The organism is Mannheimia sp. USDA-ARS-USMARC-1261 (assembly GCF_000521605.1).
GTDB classification, from domain to species: Bacteria; Pseudomonadota; Gammaproteobacteria; order Enterobacterales; family Pasteurellaceae; genus Mannheimia; species Mannheimia indoligenes.
Genome location: NZ_CP006942.1, coordinates 423,994 through 443,539, shown reverse-complemented (window position 1 = coordinate 443,539; position 19,546 = coordinate 423,994). Strand labels below are relative to the sequence as shown.

At 38.7% G+C, this 19,546-nt stretch carries 16 protein-coding genes and 9 tRNA genes; 9 read left to right on the top strand and 16 right to left on the bottom strand.

Annotated elements, in window-relative coordinates; all coding sequences use genetic code 11:
- Window positions 1–53: 53 nt before the first annotated feature.
- Both X781_RS02195 and X781_RS02190 read left to right on the top strand, forming a co-directional pair.
- Window positions 54–644: a YjaG family protein gene (locus X781_RS02195; RefSeq protein WP_025235352.1), complete on the top strand. Its 591-nt coding sequence runs from the start codon at window positions 54–56 to the stop codon at window positions 642–644.
- Between the two features lie 134 nt (window positions 645–778).
- The gene (locus tag X781_RS02190; RefSeq protein WP_025235351.1) at window positions 779–1,051 is read left to right on the top strand and encodes an HU family DNA-binding protein; all 273 of its coding nucleotides are present in this window, start codon (window positions 779–781) and stop codon (window positions 1,049–1,051) included.
- Between the two features lie 52 nt (window positions 1,052–1,103).
- On the opposite strand, the gene X781_RS02185 is transcribed toward X781_RS02190, so the two are convergent.
- Window positions 1,104–1,955, bottom strand: coding sequence for a thymidylate synthase (locus X781_RS02185; RefSeq protein ID WP_025235350.1), 852 nt, complete (start codon window positions 1,953–1,955; stop codon window positions 1,104–1,106).
- A gap of 89 nt (window positions 1,956–2,044) precedes the next feature.
- Here X781_RS02185 and X781_RS02180 point away from each other — a divergent pair, with 89 nt between their 5' ends.
- The 5 genes from X781_RS02180 (at window position 2,045) to mltF (ending at window position 4,759) form a co-directional block, all read left to right on the top strand.
- Window positions 2,045–2,593, top strand: a complete 549-nt coding sequence (locus X781_RS02180; protein ID WP_025235349.1) for a hypothetical protein — start codon at window positions 2,045–2,047, stop codon at window positions 2,591–2,593.
- Between the two features lie 208 nt (window positions 2,594–2,801).
- A tRNA-Ser gene (locus X781_RS02175) sits at window positions 2,802–2,896 on the top strand.
- A 13-nt stretch (window positions 2,897–2,909) separates the two neighbouring features.
- Window positions 2,910–2,986, top strand: a tRNA-Arg gene (locus X781_RS02170).
- Window positions 2,987–3,051: 65 nt separating this feature from the next.
- Window positions 3,052–3,128: transfer RNA gene (locus tag X781_RS02165), tRNA-Arg, on the top strand.
- A 122-nt stretch (window positions 3,129–3,250) separates the two neighbouring features.
- On the top strand, window positions 3,251–4,759 hold the full coding sequence (gene mltF, locus X781_RS02160) for a membrane-bound lytic murein transglycosylase MltF (protein WP_025235348.1): 1,509 nt from the start codon (window positions 3,251–3,253) through the stop codon (window positions 4,757–4,759).
- A gap of 131 nt (window positions 4,760–4,890) precedes the next feature.
- On the opposite strand, the gene X781_RS02155 is transcribed toward mltF, so the two are convergent.
- From X781_RS02155 to X781_RS02135, 5 genes are all read right to left on the bottom strand, one after another.
- Window positions 4,891–4,966: transfer RNA gene (locus X781_RS02155), tRNA-Val, on the bottom strand.
- A gap of 48 nt (window positions 4,967–5,014) precedes the next feature.
- A tRNA-Val gene (locus tag X781_RS02150) sits at window positions 5,015–5,090 on the bottom strand.
- A gap of 48 nt (window positions 5,091–5,138) precedes the next feature.
- Window positions 5,139–5,214, bottom strand: a tRNA-Val gene (locus X781_RS02145).
- Between the two features lie 53 nt (window positions 5,215–5,267).
- Window positions 5,268–5,343: transfer RNA gene (locus tag X781_RS02140), tRNA-Val, on the bottom strand.
- 49 nt (window positions 5,344–5,392) lie between these two features.
- Window positions 5,393–5,468 (bottom strand) — tRNA-Val (locus X781_RS02135).
- A 176-nt stretch (window positions 5,469–5,644) separates the two neighbouring features.
- On the opposite strand from X781_RS02135, the gene gltX reads away from it, so the two are divergent.
- Together gltX and X781_RS02125 are read left to right on the top strand one after the other, a co-directional pair.
- A complete protein-coding gene (gene gltX / locus X781_RS02130) occupies window positions 5,645–7,084 on the top strand; it encodes a glutamate--tRNA ligase (protein WP_025235347.1) in 1,440 nt (479 codons plus the stop codon).
- A 77-nt stretch (window positions 7,085–7,161) separates the two neighbouring features.
- Window positions 7,162–7,237, top strand: a tRNA-Ala gene (locus X781_RS02125).
- 58 nt (window positions 7,238–7,295) lie between these two features.
- Here the strand turns inward: X781_RS02125 and recN are convergent.
- From recN to murD, 10 genes are all read right to left on the bottom strand, one after another.
- Window positions 7,296–8,975: a DNA repair protein RecN gene (gene recN / locus X781_RS02120; protein ID WP_025235346.1), complete on the bottom strand. Its 1,680-nt coding sequence runs from the start codon at window positions 8,973–8,975 to the stop codon at window positions 7,296–7,298.
- Window positions 8,976–9,152: 177 nt separating this feature from the next.
- Window positions 9,153–10,073, bottom strand: a complete 921-nt coding sequence (lpxC, locus tag X781_RS02115) for a UDP-3-O-acyl-N-acetylglucosamine deacetylase (protein ID WP_025235345.1) — start codon at window positions 10,071–10,073, stop codon at window positions 9,153–9,155.
- 30 nt (window positions 10,074–10,103) lie between these two features.
- The gene (gene ftsZ / locus X781_RS02110) at window positions 10,104–11,339 is read right to left on the bottom strand and encodes a cell division protein FtsZ (protein ID WP_025235344.1); all 1,236 of its coding nucleotides are present in this window, start codon (window positions 11,337–11,339) and stop codon (window positions 10,104–10,106) included.
- Between the two features lie 30 nt (window positions 11,340–11,369).
- The gene (gene ftsA, locus X781_RS02105) at window positions 11,370–12,641 is read right to left on the bottom strand and encodes a cell division protein FtsA (protein WP_025235343.1); all 1,272 of its coding nucleotides are present in this window, start codon (window positions 12,639–12,641) and stop codon (window positions 11,370–11,372) included.
- Between the two features lie 23 nt (window positions 12,642–12,664).
- Window positions 12,665–13,456 carry a cell division protein FtsQ/DivIB gene (locus X781_RS02100; protein WP_025235342.1) on the bottom strand — a complete coding sequence of 264 codons (792 nt, stop codon included), beginning with the start codon at window positions 13,454–13,456 and terminating at the stop codon, window positions 12,665–12,667.
- Window positions 13,456–14,367, bottom strand: a complete 912-nt coding sequence (locus X781_RS02095; protein WP_025235341.1) for a D-alanine--D-alanine ligase — start codon at window positions 14,365–14,367, stop codon at window positions 13,456–13,458. The genes X781_RS02100 and X781_RS02095 overlap by 1 nt, the downstream gene beginning before the upstream one ends.
- Before the next feature lie 9 nt (window positions 14,368–14,376).
- Complete coding sequence (gene murC, locus X781_RS02090; RefSeq protein ID WP_025235340.1) at window positions 14,377–15,804, bottom strand: UDP-N-acetylmuramate--L-alanine ligase; 1,428 nt, start codon at window positions 15,802–15,804, stop codon at window positions 14,377–14,379.
- Window positions 15,805–15,890: 86 nt separating this feature from the next.
- The gene (gene murG, locus X781_RS02085; protein WP_025235339.1) at window positions 15,891–16,946 is read right to left on the bottom strand and encodes an undecaprenyldiphospho-muramoylpentapeptide beta-N-acetylglucosaminyltransferase; all 1,056 of its coding nucleotides are present in this window, start codon (window positions 16,944–16,946) and stop codon (window positions 15,891–15,893) included.
- Between the two features lie 117 nt (window positions 16,947–17,063).
- The gene (ftsW, locus tag X781_RS02080; RefSeq protein ID WP_025235338.1) at window positions 17,064–18,242 is read right to left on the bottom strand and encodes a putative lipid II flippase FtsW; all 1,179 of its coding nucleotides are present in this window, start codon (window positions 18,240–18,242) and stop codon (window positions 17,064–17,066) included.
- Window positions 18,242–19,543, bottom strand: a complete 1,302-nt coding sequence (gene murD, locus X781_RS02075) for a UDP-N-acetylmuramoyl-L-alanine--D-glutamate ligase (protein WP_025235337.1) — start codon at window positions 19,541–19,543, stop codon at window positions 18,242–18,244. The genes ftsW and murD overlap by 1 nt, the downstream gene beginning before the upstream one ends.
- Window positions 19,544–19,546: the final 3 nt, after the last annotated feature.

The window sequence follows — 19,546 nt, the reverse complement described above, 5'->3', positions numbered from 1 at the left end:
AAAAAAACTGCAATTTTTAACAGCTTGCACTTATTAATTAATAAGGAAACAAAATGCGAAACCCAATTCATAAACGTATGGAACGCTTTGAGCCTTGGCAAAATGTAACCTTTATGGCTTGTTTATGCGAAAGAATGTACCCTAACTATCAACTTTTCTGCGAAGTTACCGAGCAACCGGAAAAAGCAAAAGTGTTCCAAAATATTTTAAATTTAGTTTGGGAATATTTAACCGTAAAAGGGGCAAAAATTAATTTCGACAATCAGTTAGAGAAATTAGAAGAAATCATACCCGACGTAAATGAATATGAATTTTTCGGGGTTTTACCTGCACAGGAAGCCTGTGAAGCCCTTTCTGAATTACTACACAGCATTATTGCCGGGGCAACTTTAGAACAAGCAATCCGTATCAGCCAAATTTCATTAGGCACAGTGGCAAGTTATCTTGAAATGCAACAAGACAAGGAACTCAGCGAGCAAGAGTTGAAAAATTCAGAGGAAATTCAAGAAGAGCTAGATGTGCAATGGCAAATCTATCGCTTGCTCAACGAATGTGAAAACCGTGATCTTGATCTCATTTTTGATTTAAAAGATGAAATTAGAACAAGTGGCATCAGCAATATCGGGTTAAATATTAACCAATAACATACATATTTACAAAATCTTGCACAATAATACTTTGACAAATCTGAACTTTGAATTAAGCTATGGCAAGGTTTCAATAACTTTTCAGACGTTTTACGTCATTTATTCAAAACACTATCTTAGAGGATAAAACTATGAACAAAACTGAGTTAATCGATGCTATCGCAGCTGGTGCAAACTTAACTAAAAAAGATGCTAAAGCAGCATTAGAAGCAACTCTTGATGCAATCTCTGCAAGCTTAAAAGCAGGCGATCCTGTTCAATTAATCGGCTTCGGTACATTTAAAGTAAATGAGCGTAAAGCACGTACCGGTCGTAATCCAAAAACCGGTGAAGAGATCAAAATTGCAGCTGCTAAAGTACCTGCATTCGTTTCAGGTAAAGCATTAAAAGACTTAGTAAAATAATTCTTTTTAACGATTTGAAAGAAAGCCTAGAATATCTAGGCTTTCTTTTTTATTACACAGAGAATGGATACTGAATAGATGGATGGTACTCATAACCTTCCACTTTAAAATCATCTAAAGTTACCCAAGTTTCTAAATCTTCAAGTGATTTAATCTCAGGATTAATAATTAATTTGGGTGCATTTAACGGTTCACGTTTTAGCTGTACATCACGCATTAGCTCAAGTTGATCTTCATAAATATGAGCATTCACAATTTTATGGAAAGCTTGCCCTGCTTTATGCCCTGTAATTTGAGCCATTAACGCAAGGAAAGTGTAACATTGGATCATATTCCAGTTTAAGCCAAGAGGTACGTCTGCTGAACGCTGAGTACTATTAAGATAAAGCGTACCATCCAGCAATGAAAAATGGTGGCTATGCAAACAAGGACGCAAACACCCCATATGAAATGCACCTGGATGATAGAAAGTATAAATTTCGCCCCGATTATCAATACCTTTTTTCAGATCATCAACAATTTGGCGAAGTAAATCCACTGAACCACCATCAGGTTTTGGGAAGTTACGTCCAACAGCCCCATAAACCAAACCCATATCATCTTCACCTTTACGGTAAGGATTCGCTAACCACGCGGCATTTTCATTCGCATTGGCATCCCAAGATTTAGTTCCCAGATTACGAAAATCAGCAGCATTATCATAGCCTCGAATATAGCCCAAAAGCTCTGCAATTGCCGCTTTCCAATAACTGCGACGAGTGGTAACTAATGGAAATTCTCCTTTCTCAACATCATAGATTAAATCTGCATTAATCACAGTAAGACAGCTCTTACCTGTACGTTCATTAGCTACCCATTTCCCTTCATTTACGATACGATGGCATAAATCTAAATACTGTTTCATATTGACCTCATAAAATTTTTAAGTAATTTTGCCATTTATTCGGTAAAATAGCTAAAACTTTATGACAAACACAATAAGGAGTTATAAATATGAAAAAAACAATTAAATCTATTTTAATGATTACCGCAGTGGCATTTTTAGCCGCTTGCTCATCAAATAAAGGCAGTTGGACACGCTTAAATGAAGCAGAAGTGGATCAAAAATCTTATGCAATTGCTTACGGTGCAACCGCTCAAACCTATAAAGACAGAGTAAACGAAACTTATGACATCAATTCATTTATGAATGGAGTAAATGATTGGTACACTAAAAAAGTATCCTTGCCAATTGAACAGATTCGTGCAATGACAATAAATAGAATGTTAGATCATAATGTCTATGCTTACTATAGTGGTATACTTTATGCAGCCGATTTACAAGCTAACTTTAACCACTTAGATCCAAATTGCTGGAACTTAGTACAACCGACGAGTATGACACAAGGTATTCACGATGCAATGTTAGATTTGCAAAAAAATAAAGTACGTGGTGATGACTATATTAAAAACGGTGTCGAGCAAATCTTACATCTTTGTGTAAAAACGATTGCCGAAGATGAAAATAAAGAGAAAGCTCAAAGCAAGAAAAAGCAAAAATAATATTTAAGCTACAAGCGGTAAAATTTTTAGAAAATTTTACCGCTTTATTTATAACCGTATGAAATGTTTAATATTTATTCTATAAAACTTAAAAAATCATCGTTTTGCTTATTACATAGGCAAACACACGAGAATTTAATATTTTCGGGAAAAAGAATTTGACATCTTTTTAAATTCTAGTAATATGTCGCCCACAGACACAGTGAGTGGTGAGATGGCCGAGCAGGCTGAAGGCGCTCCCCTGCTAAGGGAGTATAGGGTTAAAAAGCTCTATCGAGGGTTCGAATCCCTCTCTCACCGCCATTTACTTTATCACGCACCCGTAGCTCAGCTGGATAGAGTACTCGGCTACGAACCGAGCGGTCAGAGGTTCGAATCCTCTCGGGTGCGCCATTTTATTTATTACTCTAAAAATAAAATGGTTGCTGATAAACTAAATTCTCACAATCTTCAAATACGCACCCGTAGCTCAGCTGGATAGAGTACTCGGCTACGAACCGAGCGGTCAGAGGTTCGAATCCTCTCGGGTGCGCCATTTCATTTAAGTTCTTTCTTTTTATCAATTCTACTACTAAATTAATTAAACTATTTCGTTAAGCTATAATTTCGGCTAGACTTAGCTCTTAAGCTCTTAGTTGAATGAATGAGGATTTTAAATTGAAAGGATTAATTGCTCGCCTTTTTATCGCAATAGCTCTCTTACTTTGGGCTTGGGATATGATTTTCCCTTGGCAAAAAATTATTCATTCAGAAGCTAACCACTACACTCAAATTCAGCAGAGTAAAAAGCTAAAAGTGGGAATGATCAACCACCCGATTTCCTATTTTGTCGGTCCTGAAGGCAAAAGTGGGATTGAATATGATTTAGCGACTGCCTTTGCACAATATCTAAACGTTAATCTTGAAGTAAAAAGCTACGATAGCAGCGAAAAATTATTTGACGCCTTAAAAAACAATGATATTGATATTGCTGCGGCAGGATTACTCTATCACCCGGAATTAAATGAAACCTTTCAAATCGGTCCATCTTATTACTCAGCTTCTTGGCAAGTAGTGTATAAAAAAGGGACAACAAGACCATATCGACTTTCAGACTTGCAAGAAAATGTCATTATTCCAACTGGTTCTGCGGTTATTCCAATACTCAATCAGCTAAAGCAAAAGAATCCTCAATTGAAGTGGCAAATTTCAGATAAATTTACCCAAGAAGAGCTATTATTAAAAGTCGCTCAAGGCGAAATTCCACATACTATCGCGATGTCGGTCGATATTTCTTCTGTACAGCATATTAACCCTAATCTCGCGGTAGGATTCGATTTGACAGATGAAAACCCTGTGTTATGGTATTTAGCAAATAGCTCCTACAGCGAATTACAATCAGCTCTATTGGATTTTATGTCGGATTCTGTAGAGAATGGACTTATTTCACGCATTGAGGAGAAATATTTTAATCATCTGGAAAAATTTGATTATGTTGATATTCAAAGCTATTTGGCAGCAATCAAAGCGGTACTCCCCAAATATGAGCCACTTTTCCGTGAACATAAAGGCGATTTAGAATGGCAAATGTTAGCTGCTATTGCCTATCAAGAATCTCACTGGGATCCAAATGCTACCTCACCAACAGGTGTACGTGGCATTATGATGCTGACAAAAGATACCGCAGATAGAATGAAAATTTCAGATAGAACAAACCCTGCTCAAAGTATAAAAGCTGGCTCTGAATATTTACATATGTTAATGAGACAGATGCCAGAAACTATTCCACAAGAAGATAAAATTTGGTATAGCTTAGCGGCTTATAATATGGGGTTAGGACATTTGTTAGATCTCCGTAGATTAACCAAACAACTGGGCGGAGATCCTGATAATTGGTTAGATGTGAAGAAAAATCTGCCACTACTTGCTGAAAAACGTTATTATACCAATCTGAAATATGGTTATGCCAGAGGCTATGAAGCATTACAATACGTTGAAAATATCCGTCGTTATTATGGCAGTATCATCAATTATCAGCGAATTGAAGAGCAAAAAAAGCTTGAGCAAGAACAAAAAAATTTATCTGATAATCATATAAAAAAGGAGGATAGGTCTGATGAGAAAATTGAAGAAAAAGAAAACGTTACCAACGAGGAAGCTACGTCCACGCCAAATCAAACAAATTAAAGATAGAAAAAGGCTCATTGCTTCACGCAGAAAAGCGTTTATGCAAATGCAACAAGAAGTGTAATATACGTCCCTTTTGAGTTAAAGCTTGAAAGGGATTTTTTATTTATAAAATTGATTAATAAGAAAAGTGGTGGGCGATACCGGTCTCGAACCAGTGACCCCCTCCTTGTAAGGGAGGTGCTCTCCCAACTGAGCTAATCGCCCTTCAGATACGAATAATCGTAATTTGAAGTTTATGATTTTAGTCTTAAGTGGTGGGCGATACCGGTCTCGAACCAGTGACCCCCTCCTTGTAAGGGAGGTGCTCTCCCAACTGAGCTAATCGCCCTTCAGATACGAATAATCGTAATTTGAAGTTTATGATTTTAGTCTTAAGTGGTGGGCGATACCGGTCTCGAACCAGTGACCCCCTCCTTGTAAGGGAGGAGCTCTCCCAACTGAGCTAATCGCCCACTTGAGACTTAAAATCAAAGGGAATTTGAAAACAGAACACTTAAAGTTGAAGTGGTGGGCGATACCGGTCTCGAACCAGTGACCCCCTCCTTGTAAGGGAGGTGCTCTCCCAACTGAGCTAATCGCCCGTTTCCAAATAACTAGATTGTTACAACAACAGAACACTTAAAGTTGAAGTGGTGGGCGATACCGGTCTCGAACCAGTGACCCCCTCCTTGTAAGGGAGGTGCTCTCCCAACTGAGCTAATCGCCCGTTGTTGTGGAAGTGAATTATAGAGATTTTTGCTCTTTCGTCAAACGCTTTTTGCTCTTTTTACCCTGTTTGCTGATTTTTTGCCCCAGAAAATCAATTTTTTACTATTATTCATCCCCAAGAGTAGTAAAATAGACAAGTTTTCCCTTTAAAAATAATGATTAGGCAAATATAAAATGAAAATTGAAACCCTCTTCCCTTTAGATCCAAATGTAAAAGTTCGTACTCGTTTTGCACCAAGTCCAACTGGCTATTTACACGTTGGAGGTGCTCGTACTGCACTTTATTCTTGGCTATATGCAAAACACAACAACGGCGAATTCGTATTACGCATTGAAGATACCGATTTGGAACGCTCAACCCCTGAAGCAACGGCAGCTATTCTGGAAGGAATGGAATGGTTAAACTTAGCTTGGGAACACGGACCTTATTTCCAAACAAAACGCTTTGATCGCTATAATGAAGTTATTGACCAAATGATTGAAGCAGGTACAGCTTATCGCTGCTACTGCTCAAAAGAGCGTTTGGATGAATTACGCAATACGCAAGAAACAAATAAAGAGAAGCCTCGCTATGACCGCCACTGTTTAGGCGAACACTCACACACCAGTGATGCTCCACACGTTGTACGCTTTAAAAATCCGCAAGAAGGTTCAGTAATATTTGATGATGCCGTGCGTGGTCGTATTGAAATCAGTAACAGTGAATTAGATGACTTAATTATCCGCCGTACAGATGGCTCACCAACTTATAATTTCTGTGTGGTTGTTGATGACTGGGATATGGGGATCACTCACGTTGTTCGTGGTGAAGATCATATCAATAACACGCCTCGCCAAATTAATATTTTAAAAGCACTTGGAGCACCTGTACCAACTTATGCTCATGTTTCAATGATCAACGGTGATGACGGTCAGAAGCTATCCAAACGCCACGGTGCAGTGAGTGTAATGCAATATCGTGATGATGGTTATTTGCCCGAAGCATTAATCAACTATTTAGTACGTTTAGGCTGGGGACACGGCGATCAGGAAATTTTCTCTCGTGAAGAGATGATTGAATTATTTGATATTCACTCTGTGAGCAAATCAGCAAGTGCGTTCAATACTGAAAAATTACAATGGTTAAACCATCACTATATCCGATCTCTTGATCCAAATTATGTTGCAAAACACCTTGAATGGCATATGAATAACCACGGTATTGATTTTAGTAACGGTCCAGCTCTTGCGGAAATTATTCCTGTGTTGGGCGAACGTTGTAAAACATTAAAAGAGATTGCTGAAAGTAGCCGCTATTTCTACCAAGAATTTGAAGCTTATGATGAAAAAGCCGCTGCTAAAAACTTCAAGGCTGAAGCGGTTGCATCACTTGCAAAATTATTGGAAAAATTGACCGCTTGTAATGATTGGACAGTTGAAAACATTCACGAGGCGATGAACCAAACAGCTACTGAACTTGAAATTGGTATGGGTAAAGTTGGTATGCCATTCCGTTTAGCAGTAACAGGCTCAGGACAATCTCCTTCTATGGATATTACAGCTAAATTAGTGGGTAAAGAGAAAACCTTAGCTCGCCTTGAAAAAGCAATCAAATTCATTCAAGCGAATAGCTAGTTTTTAATCAATCAGCTTTATCACCAGCTAAAGCCATTGACATATTCAGGCGGAAAGCATATCATTCCGCCCATATCGGGGGTATAGCTCAGTTGGGAGAGCGCTTGCATGGCATGCAAGAGGTCATCGGTTCGATCCCGTTTACCTCCACCAAATTTATTATCGCATCAACAGAAATGTTGATGCAATTTTTCTTTTTATCTATATTAAATCAAACATTACCTGCCAGTTTTAGCATTTCTTCCGCGTTGGCTAATACCGCTTCAGTAATTTTACTTCCGCCTAATAATCGAGCTAAGGCTTGAACACGCTCATTTTTAGATAGCAATGTCATCTGCGTTTCAGTTTGGTTATTTTCAACATATTTTTGAACATTAAAATGCTGATTACCATAACTTGCTACTTGTGGTAAATGGGTAACACATAAAACTTGGCATTTTTTGCCTAATTCACGTAATAATTTACCCACAGTGGTTGCAGCCGAGCCACTAATGCCCACATCAACTTCATCAAAAATAATGGTTGGTGTGGAGAGCTTATTCGCCGTTAATACCTGTACTGCCAAAGAAATACGGGAAAGTTCCCCCCCCGATGCAATTTTAGCTAACGGTTGAGCTTGTTGCCCTAAGTTGCTCCGCAAGTTAAATTCAACAAAATCCGCACCATTTGGCGAGAGTTTCTCAATATTATGCTCTACTTTAATGAAAAATTCGCTATTCTCCATCGCTAAATGCTTAATTTGTTTTGTAACTTGTTGAGCCAGCTTATTAGCTGCTTCTGTTCGTTTTTGATAAATTTCTTCTGCTAATACTAAACATTGCTGATGAGCTTGTTTTTCATCTTGAATAAGCTGCTCTTCATTATCTTCAAAATCAAGTAATGCTTGTAATTCGCTCTTCAGTTTTGAATGGTGTCGCCATAATTCATTCGCTTGAATATGGTGCTTGCGAGCAAGAGAAATTGCTTGAGCAATGCGATTATCTAACTCGTGTAATAATTCCGGATCTTGTTCGATTTTACTTGCTAATTGTGTTACTTCAGAACTCGCTTCTTGCACCTGAATAAGAGCTTCATTGAGCATATCCAACACACTTTGGTAGTGGCTATCTACTTCCACTAAATTTTCAGCATTGCGTATTGCTTTATAAATCAAATCGTTTGCGTTGATTTCATCATTACTTAGCAGATTCATTATTTCATCTGAAAGCTCAGTTAGCTCTTCGGAAGAAGAAAGAACATTATATTTTTCTTCCATTTCTTCAAATTCATTTTCTTTAATCGCAAAGTCATCTAATTCTTCAACTTGATATTGCAATAGTTGCTTACGAGCTTCATTTTCTTGGCATTGCTGCTGAAAGTTTTTTACCTGCTTATTAAGCCCTTTCCAAGCACCATATTGTTTTGCCATTTTAATTAATAAAGGCTGTACAGCAGCATAGTTATCGACAATCTCAAGCTGATATTCCTGTTTTAATAATAGCTGAGGAGCGTGCTGACCATTTAAATGAATAAGGTATTGCCCAAGCTCCCGTAGTTGTGAAACAGGTAACGCTCGATTATTAACAAATGCTTTTGAACGCCCATCAACATTAATCATACGGCGTAAAATACATTCTTGAGGATTATCTTCATCAAGCAGTTCGTGTTCTTCTAGCCATAAATAAGCCGGGCTATTTTTTTGCATCAAAAAAGTTGCAGTAATATCAGCTTTATCTGCCCCATTACGGATCATTCCACTTTCTGAACGGTAGCCTAAGCATAATCCTAACGCATCGATAGCAATAGATTTACCCGCCCCTGTTTCACCGGTAATCACTGACATTCCCTCATTTAGTTCAAGAACAAGATGGCGGACAATAGCAAAATTATTGATAGTAAGTTGAGTTAGCATACTATACCTTACACAAATTAACTGTATAGGCATATAGTACAACTGTTTTTTTGAACAGTAAAGAAAAATAAATAAAAAACTGGAAATTTACACTGTTACAAGCGGTCGTTTTTTAGCAAAAAGTTGTAAAAGAAAAAGACGAACATTACTGTTCGTCTTTTCAATCATACATCTAAATTAGATAAAAATTTCTTGCTGAACTTGATAACCCTGTGGGATTTGTTGCTTATCTTCAAAGGTTACAAATTCCCAAGCATTTTCATTTGCAAGCACTGCACGCAGTAATTTGTTATTCAAGCCGTGCCCTGATTTATAAGCGGTAAGCTCACCAAGAATATTGTAGCCACACATATATAAATCACCGATTGAATCTAACATTTTATGACGTACTAGCTCATCTTTAAAGCGTAAGCCGTTTTCATTGAGAATTCGGTAATCATCTAACACAATTGCGTTATCTAAGCTACCACCTAATGCTAGACCAATGGACTGAAGGTATTCAACATCTTTCATAAAGGTGAATGTTCTTGCACGACTTAATTGTTGAATGAAATTCTGAGCTGAAAAATCCATTGAATAGCTACATACATTCTTCGAGATTAGTGGGTGCTTAAAGTCAATCGTGAAATTAAGTTTAAATCCTTTATCATAAGGTTTTAATTCTGCCCATTTATCACCTTCTTCAACGCGAACGGTTTCTTTAATGCGAATAAATTTTTTCGGTGCATCTTGCTCTTCAATACCAGCATCTAATAATAAATAGATGAATGGGCTTGAACTACCGTCCATAATTGGAATTTCAGGAGCATCTATCTCAACAATGACATTGTCTAAGCCTAATGCTGACATCGCTGCATTCAAATGCTCTACAGTTGAAATACGCACGCCATCATCATTTACCATACAGGTACATAATTGTGTATCACGAATAGAGTCTGCACTTGCAGGGAAATAAACTGCAGGCTCTAAATCAGTACGGGCATAAATAACACCTGTATTAGCCGGTGCCGGGCGTAAAGTTAAAGTTACTTTTTTACCGCTGTGCAAGCCAATACCTGTTACTTTTGCTGCTTGTTTTAATGTTCTTTGTTTAATCATAGTTTGTCCTTACTTTCCAAATTTTGGAAGTTATTGACTATTTCTCATAAAACCCGGAATTGAACTTGGGTTAAAAATCTGTGTTGAGTCTACCGATTGTGGCTTTGGTGCTACAGGTTGTTGAACTTGTTGCTGACCAAATTGGTTAGGCTGATTATAACCTGATGGCTGTGTAAATCCCGGCTGTGGTGCTACTTGTGGTTGTTGAGGCTGAGCCGCTTGTTGTTGATGCATTTGATGTGCATATACAGGTGGTGCTTTTGGCATATGTAATGCTTCTTCCGGCTGACCAATACCTGTTGCTACAAGAGTTACGCTCACTTTACCATCCATTTCAGGGTAGTAGTTACAACCAAATACAATTGCAGCATCTTCAGACGCAAAGCCATAAATTAAATCCATCATAGCATAAACTTCTTCTAATAAGAAATCTGTTCCTGCACTGATGTTAATCAACATACCACTTGCACCTGAAATATCTACATTTTCAAGTAATGGGCTTGAAATAGCATCATTCATTGCTTTTTCTGCACGACCTTCGCCGACTTCGCCTTCAGCAAAGCCGGTACCGATCATCGCGTGCCCTTTGCCAGACATAACAGTGCGTACATCAGCAAAATCCACGTTAATATCGGCACCGGTAGAACCACCCGAACTGGTAATCATATTAGTGATACCTAGTACACAGTTGCTTAATACATCATTTGCTGCTGCAAATGCATCTACGGCTGTTGTTTGTTTACCTAAACCACGTAATTTATCATTAGGGATGATAATTAGAGAATCAACATATTGAGAAAGTTCCTTAATACCTTGATCGGCAAAACGCATACGGCGAGGACCTTCAAAGCGGAAAGGTTTAGTTACAACCCCAACGGTCAAAGAGCCTTGCTCTTTTGCAATTTGAGCAACAACCGGTGCAGCACCTGTACCTGTACCACCACCCATACCAACTGCGATAAAGGTCATATTTGCACCTTTTAATGCATTAGCGATCGCTTCACGGTCTTCTTCAGCTGCTTGTTTACCGACCATAGGGTCAGCTCCTGCACCTAAACCTTTAGTTGTAGCTGCACCAATTTGAATGGTTTGGCGTGTTGTTCTTTTTCTTAATACTTGAGCATCCGTATTTACATCAAAGAATTCAACACCTTTAATATCATCAGCAGAACGCGACATTCTGTCTACAGCGTTACCGCCACCGCCGCCGACACCCACTACCTTAATGATAGCATCTTGCGTTTGTTCAATAATAGGTTCAAACATTTTTATCTCCCTGCGTGTTATATAACACTATTAAAATTTTGACTTGAAGAAATCAAATACTCTCTTAGTACCACGACCAAAAGCACTTAAAATATCTTCATTAGAATCTGAAATTGTACCTTGTTCGGTATAGTTATAGTGACTATATTGTAAAAGCCCTAGTGCTGTTGCATATTGCGGTTTATTCACATAATCAGTTAAACCTGTAATATTGAGTGGATAACCAACACGCACTTGTGAACCAAAAATAGACTTAGCACATTCTACAATATCTTCAATTTGCGAACCACCGCCTGTAATTACCACACCGGCAATTAATTCTTGTTTTATCCCTTTTTGGAATAATTCATTGCGTAGTTGTGTGAGTTCATCTTCAACTACTTTTAATAAATCGTTGTAACATTGTGATGTTACCGTTGCAACTTGAGCACGAGTGAAAGTTCTTGCCATACGTCCACCCAATCCTGCAACCTCAATTTTTTTATCTGCATTATGAGTTGGAGGCGAAATTGCACTTCCATAAGTTACCTTAAGGCTTTCGGCTTCTGGGCGGGAAGTAGTAAATACACGGGCTAAATAATCAGTAATATTATTACCTGCAAATGGAATAACTTTACTGTATCTTAACGCTCCATCAGTATAAACCAATACATCCATCGTACCGCCACCAATATCAATTAAGCAAACACCCAACTCTTTTTCATCTTCTGTTAAGACTGAATAGCTTGATGCAAGTCCTGAAAATACCACTTGATCGACTTTTAATTTTGCGTGTTCAACTGCATTTTTTAAATTTTTAAGCCACGCTTGATGACAAGCAATTAGATGAGCCTGAACCTGTAAACGCATACCTGATAACCCGATTGGGTTTTTAGTTGCAGGCAATCTATCTACGTGATATTCCTGTGGAATCATATGTAATGTTTCCAAACCATCTTGTAATTTAATTGCTTTTGCCATATCAACGGCACTTTCAATATTATCTTGAGTAACAACACCGCCTGATAATGTTGATGAGCCGGCTTCATTTAAGCCAACAATATGTTGTCCTGAAATCGCAAGGGTTACGCCCATAATTTGACAATCTGCAATAGATTCTGCTTGTTCAATCGCTCGTTGAATGGAATTAACGGCAGCATCAAGATCGATTACACCACCACGATCAACGCCTTTAGAAGGGCAAACGCCTGCTCCCATTACATTAATCACACCATCAGGTAATACTTCGCCAACAACGGCAACCACCTTTGATGTGCCAATATCGAGACCTACGATAATTTTTGATTCTGCTGCTTTCGTCATATTATTTTATATTCACTAAACGTTTAATTTTTTATAGGGCTAAATCCAACTGCCGCACCGTGCGGATAACGCAAATCAACATAAGCTAATCGATTACCCTCAGGAATATTAATTTCAGGGAAAATCGTTACAAAACGATCAATTTTAGAAGTCCATTCTCCCCGACCTAATCGCAATTCTACTTGATTAGATAGCTCAATCGTCCAAGACCCTCTATTATCCACCGACACAGAGATCAAATCTAATTTACGAGCATTTAAATCAGCTCGAATCTTATTCCAAGCTTCTAATACATTTTTACCCTGTGAATCTGGTCCATATAATAAAGGCAAACCGTTTTTATCTAATCTATCTTTCGGTAAACTAAATACTACACCCTGTTCCGAAACAAAATTAACATCGTTCCATACCGCAACAGGTTTATGCTCTAACAATGTAATACTTAAACGATCAGGATAAAGTTTACGAACGACCACATCTTTGACCCAAGGAATAGATAAAAGTTTATCTTTGACCTCTTGAATATCTTGCCCGAAATATCCTTTTAGAGCTGGTTCTCCAGATAAAGTTTCACGAATATCCGCATTTGTTGTAAATTGTGTTTTATGGGTCAATGCATAGGCTCGAATAGGGGCTTTATCCCAACTTTCAAGTATGTTTTGCCAGTTACTATATACACCAAATATAAATAGTGTACATAATAACACAATTAATGGTTTAATGAATACTAACCATTTACGAGAAGAAACCGAAGTTTTTGGATTAATAACATTAAAACGCACATTTGTGCTGTTTTTCTTGCGGAAAATCCCCATTAAGCACTTAACTCCAATACACGCTCAACTAATGCTTCAAATGAAATCCCCACCGTTGCTGCTGATTTAGGGAAAATACTATGGCTTGTCATACCCGGATTAGTATTAACCTCCACCAAACGGAATTTGCCGTTACCATCTTCCATCACATCAATACGACTCCAACCTCGACAACCAACCACATCATAAGCAGCTTTTACTAATTGTGCGACTTCAGCTTGGCGTTCATCGTTCAAAGCTGGTAAAACATATTGCGTATTATCTGATACATATTTTGCGTGGTAGTCATAAAATTCACCGTCCGGAATCACTTGAACCGCAGGCAGAACTTGACCATCTAACACCGGTACAGAGTATTCATTACCGGCTAAAAATTCTTCTACTAATACAATAGAATCAAATTTTAACGCCTCTTGAATGGCTGGCTCTAACTCTTCTCTGGTTTTTACTTTAAAAACACCTACACTTGAACCTTCACAAGAAGGCTTTACGAATACAGGTAAACCTAATTTTGCAATAATTTGATCAAAATCGACCGCTTGTCCACGCTGAACCACAACCATATCTGCCGTAGGTAAACCTACTGCATTCCATAATAATTTGGTGCGGAATTTATCTAAGGTTACCGCTGATGCCATCACGCCACAACCTGTATAAGGAATTCCCATTTGCTCCAATGCCCCTTGTAGGACGCCATTTTCGCCAATGCCACCGTGTAAAATATTAAATACACGCTGAATGCCTTTTTCTTTTAATTTTTCAATCGGGAATTCTTTGGTATCAATACCTTCAACGTCATAACCTAAACTTCTCAATGCTTCTGTTACTGCTGCACCTGAATTAAGAGAAACCTCACGCTCTTGCGAAACACCACCAAATAACACTGCAATTTTTTCGTTTTTAATGCTCATTTTAAATCCTTATGCTTTCCAACTTTCTGCTAAACCACGCGAGATACGGCTTACACTACCTGCACCCTGTGCTAAGATTAAATCACCGTCTTGAATAATTTGATCTAATACTTCGCCGAGTTGTTCGGTATCTGACACTAAAATAGGATCAACTTTACCCAAATTACGGATTGAACGAGCTAGGGCTTTACTGTCTGCTCCAACAATTGGCGATTCACCAGCTGCATAAACATCTAATAAAATCAACGCATCAACTTTAGAAAGCACTTGAACAAACTCATCGAATAAATCACGAGTACGAGAATAACGGTGAGGCTGGAATACCATCACTACACGTTTACCCTCCCAACCTTGACGAGCCGCTTGAATGGTTACATCTACTTCTGTTGGGTGATGACCGTAATCATCAACTAACATAATTTTACCGTTAGGACGAATAAATGAGCCAAGCTGATCAAAACGACGACCTGCACCTTGGAAATCTGCAAGAGCTGCTAAAATTGCTTCATTTCCAATGCCTTCTTCTTTAGCAACAGCAAGTGCTGCTGTTGCATTTAATGCATTATGTGTACCCGGCACGTTAAGCAATACATCAATACGTTCGCCACTTGGGCAAACAACCGTATAATGCCCCTGAAAACCTGTTTGTTGGTAATCTTCAATACGATAATCTGCTTTTTCACTAAAACCATAAGTAATCACTTGACGACCAACACGAGGAGCAATTTCCATTACAGTTGCATCATCTGCACACATCACAGCTAAACCGTAGAATGGCAAGTTACGCAGAAAACGCACATAAGTATCTTTCATTTTTTCAAAATCGCCACCGTAGGTGTCCATATGATCCGGTTCGATATTGGTTACCACCGATACCATTGGTTGCAAGTGTAAGAAAGAAGCATCGCTTTCATCAGCCTCAGCAATTAAATAACGGCTTGCCCCTAGATGTGCATTTTTGCCGGCTGATTTCACCAAACCACCGTTTACAAAGGTCGGGTCTAATTTTGCCTCTGTATAAATCATTGAAATCATTGCCGTTGTGGTCGTTTTACCGTGTGTGCCGGCAATCGCAATGCCGTGTCTAAAACGCATAATTTCTGCTAACATTTCCGCACGACGAATAACAGGAATTCTAGCTTCACGTGCCGCCATAATTTCCGGGTTAGTTTCATCAATGGCGGTTGAAACTACCACCACGCTTGCACCTGAAATATTTTCTGCTTGATGCCCGATAAACACTTTTGCCCCTGCTGTCGATAAACGTTGTGTTACCACTCCGTCAGCAATATCCGAACCTGAAATTTGGTAACCTTCATTAAGCAATACTTCTGCAATTCCGCTCATACCGGCACCACCAATCCCAATGAAGTGGATCTGGTTTACACGACGCATTTCTGGCACTAACTTTTTAACTTTATCCTGGAAATTTTTCATTTCTAATCCTACTATTTACTTTGTAAGCGGTTAAATTTTTCGAAAATTTTGCAAAAAACTGTAAAAATTTGACCGCTTGCATCCAACTAATTTGCTTCTTGAATAATCACCTCTGCCACACGCTGTGCCGCAGTTGGCGTTGCTTTTGCTCTGGCTCGCATTGCCATATCTAATAATTTTTGGCGATCGGCAATAAGTGGCTGTAAGGCATTTAACAATGATTGAGGATTAAAATCTACCTGCTCAATAATCACTGCTGCCCCAGCCTCCGCTAAGTAATTTGCATTCAAAAATTGTTGCCTATCTTTATGCTGGAACGGCACAAAAATAGCTGGCAAACCGACCGCGGCAATTTCACAAACAGTTAAAGCTCCCGAGCGGCAAATAACTAAATCCGCCCATTCATAGGCTGCCTTCATATCATCAATAAATTCTGAAGCGATACCATTACCCGTTTGTTGATAAACGTCCTCAATACCGGCTAAATTATCCTTACCCACTTGGTGGCTAATAAACACATTATTACCCAACACTTTTGCGACTTCCGGCACAGTTTGGTTAATCACTCTTGCCCCTTGACTGCCGCCCATCACTAAAATATTAATGGGATAGCCTCGCTCCTTAAAACGCTCGTTTGGCAAAGGTAAAGCGGATAAATCTTCACGCACCGGATTACCTACCACTTCCGCATCATTAAACGCCGTTGGAAAAGCTTGTAATACCTTACGGGCAATTTTTGAAAGCCATACATTAGTTAAACCCGCTACCGCATTTTGCTCGTGTAAAATTACCGGTACACCGCATAATTTTGCTGCGATACCGCCTGGTCCGGAAACATAGCCTCCCATACCTAATACAGCATCCGGTTGATAGTCTTTAATGATTTTTCGAGCTTGCATCACAGCTTTAAAGATCGCAAAAGGGGCTTTTAATAATGTCCCCAGCCCTTTGCCACGCAAGCCGGAAATTTCGATAAAATCGATGTCTATGCCGTGTTTTGGCACAAGAGTGGCTTCCATTCTATCTTTCGTGCCGAGCCAGCGGATTTGCCAGCCTTGTTTTTGTAGCTCTCTCGCTACCGCAATTGCAGGAAAAACGTGTCCGCCGGTACCGCCTGCCATCACTAATAATTTTTTAGCCATTTTTAACTCTTTTTAATAGGAAAATGTATTATTCTACTTGATTTATCTCTTTTTAAGTAAATACAAGCGGTTAAAATTCTTTATTTATTTGCAATTTTTAAATCAGAATAGCTTGTACTACACACTTTTGATTTTAGCGTGCCCAATTCGCTCAGCTCTGTTTTCGTGATCGATTCTCAGCAATACCGCAATCGCAATCGACATAATCACCAAACTTGATCCACCATAGCTCACTAACGGGAAGGTTAAACCTTTGGTTGGAAGTAACCCCGATGCTACACCTAAATTTACAAAACCTTGTAAGAAAATCCAAATCGCAATACCAAATGCCATATAGCCTTTAAAGCGTTCTTCTAAAATTAAAGACTCTTTGCTGATTTTTAAGGCTCGAACCGTTAATAATATCAATAAAAGAACAATACAAAGAATGCCGAAAAAGCCAAATTCTTCACCCACAACTGCCATAACAAAGTCGGTATGAGCTTCCGGTAAATATTCTAATTTTTGGACTGAATTTCCTAAACCTTGCCCCCAGAATTTACCTTGCCCGAATGCCATTTGTGAATTAGAGAGCTGGAAACCATCTCCATACGCATCGGCAAATGGATCCATAAAAGAAGTAACACGTTTTAGACGATATTCAGAAGTCAAAATCAGTACCGCAAATAAGACTGTTCCTACCACGCCTAAAAACATAAATTGCATAATTTTTGCTCCTACAATAAACAACATTGAAAATGTGAGCACAAATAATACAAAGGTACTTCCCAAGTCGGGTTGTAAAATTAAGAGGAAACCGAATACAAATAAAATTACCGCCGGTCGCCAAAAGCTGGCTTTTTCCTTACGGATTTCATCATATTTACGCACATAAAAGCTGGCAAAATAGCAAATTACTGCTAATTTTGCTAATTCCGCAGGCTGGAAATTAAGAATACCCAACGGAATCCAACGCACCGCACCATTAATCGATCTACCGAAAATCAATACTGCAATCAAAAAACTAATGGCAATAAAAAATAATGCAACATTATATTTTTCCCATTTTTCGACAGGAATTTGTACAAAAATATAGCAAAAAATAATTGAGGCAATAATATACAAACCATCACGAATAGCAAAATAGAATGGATCGTCATTAAGCCTTGTGCTTACAGGGATAGAAGCGGACGTAACCATCACAAATCCAATAACCAGTAACCCTAAAAATAACCAAATTAGAGTTCTGTCATAAAGCGAATTAGAAGGGGTTAGTCTGACCCATTTATCCCATTCTGTTTTAAATTTTTCTAACATTATGCTTCTTGTCCTTGTGCCAACGAAACAAACACATCGCCACGTTGTTCAAAGTTTTTAAACTGATCTAAGCTCGCACAAGCAGGAGAAAGTAAAACCATATCGCCTTTTTTGAGTTGTGGGCGAATAGCTGTAATCGCTTCTTGCATTGTTTCTACCAATACACTTTGTTCGCTTAATTTTGCTAATTCGTTGCCATCTTGCCCGAAGCAGTAACAAACAATATTTGGCTTATTAATTAACGGCTTAAGTTCAGAGAAATCAGCTGCTTTGCCATCACCACCGAGTAATAAATAGAGTGTACCAGCTACGCTCAGCCCATTTAGTGCAGCAATGGTACTGCCCACATTGGTTGCTTTAGAATCATTGACCCAACGCACGCCATCATTGGTGGCAACTGCTTGAAAGCGATGAGGTAATCCTCCATAAGTTTGTAATGCTTTGACGATACCCTCACGAGGAACATTGGCAGCTTCTGCCAATGCCATTGCAGCAAGAGCATTCATCTCATTATGACGACCGTTAATTAACATTTGGTTGGTGTTAATAATGGCAGTATCTCCTGCATAAAGTACACCATTACGCATTGTGTATTCTGCATTCTGTTCTGCAAAACGGATTAAATTTTTGACCGCTTGTTCAGGGTAAGTTTGAGCATCTTCACCATTCACGACAATGTTTTCGGCATTTTCATAAATACGCAATTTGGCATTACGGTAATCCGCAATTGCATCATAGCGATCCATATGGTCTTCGCTGATGTTTAAAATCGTTGCTGCTTTCGCTTTCAGTGAATAAGTGGTTTCAAGTTGGAAGCTGGAAAGTTCTAGCACGAAAAGATCATAATCTTCGTCTAATAGACTTAACACCGGCACACCAATATTGCCCCCCATTCCAACCTTCAAGCCTGCTTGCTTAACCATTTCAGCAGTTAAAGTTGTTACTGTGCTTTTACCATTCGATCCTGTAATAGCAATAATCGGGGCTTTCGCTTCACGACAAAATAGTTCTACATCACCCACTACTTCAACACCGGCTTGGATCGCTTGCTGAATTTCAGGCGTTGCCAATGCTAACCCCGGACTAATGACGATTAAATCTGATTTGAGCAACCACTCACTGTTTAATCCACCGGTGTGTAAAGGAATCGTTTTATTGAGTTTATCGGCACCTGCCGGATTAGCTCGAGTGTCAATTACTTGTATATTCGCTTTCTTTTTCTTAAAGAAATCAACACAAGATAATCCTGTTGTACCTAATCCGATAACAGTTACTGTTTTGCCTTGATATTGGTTTTGCATAAT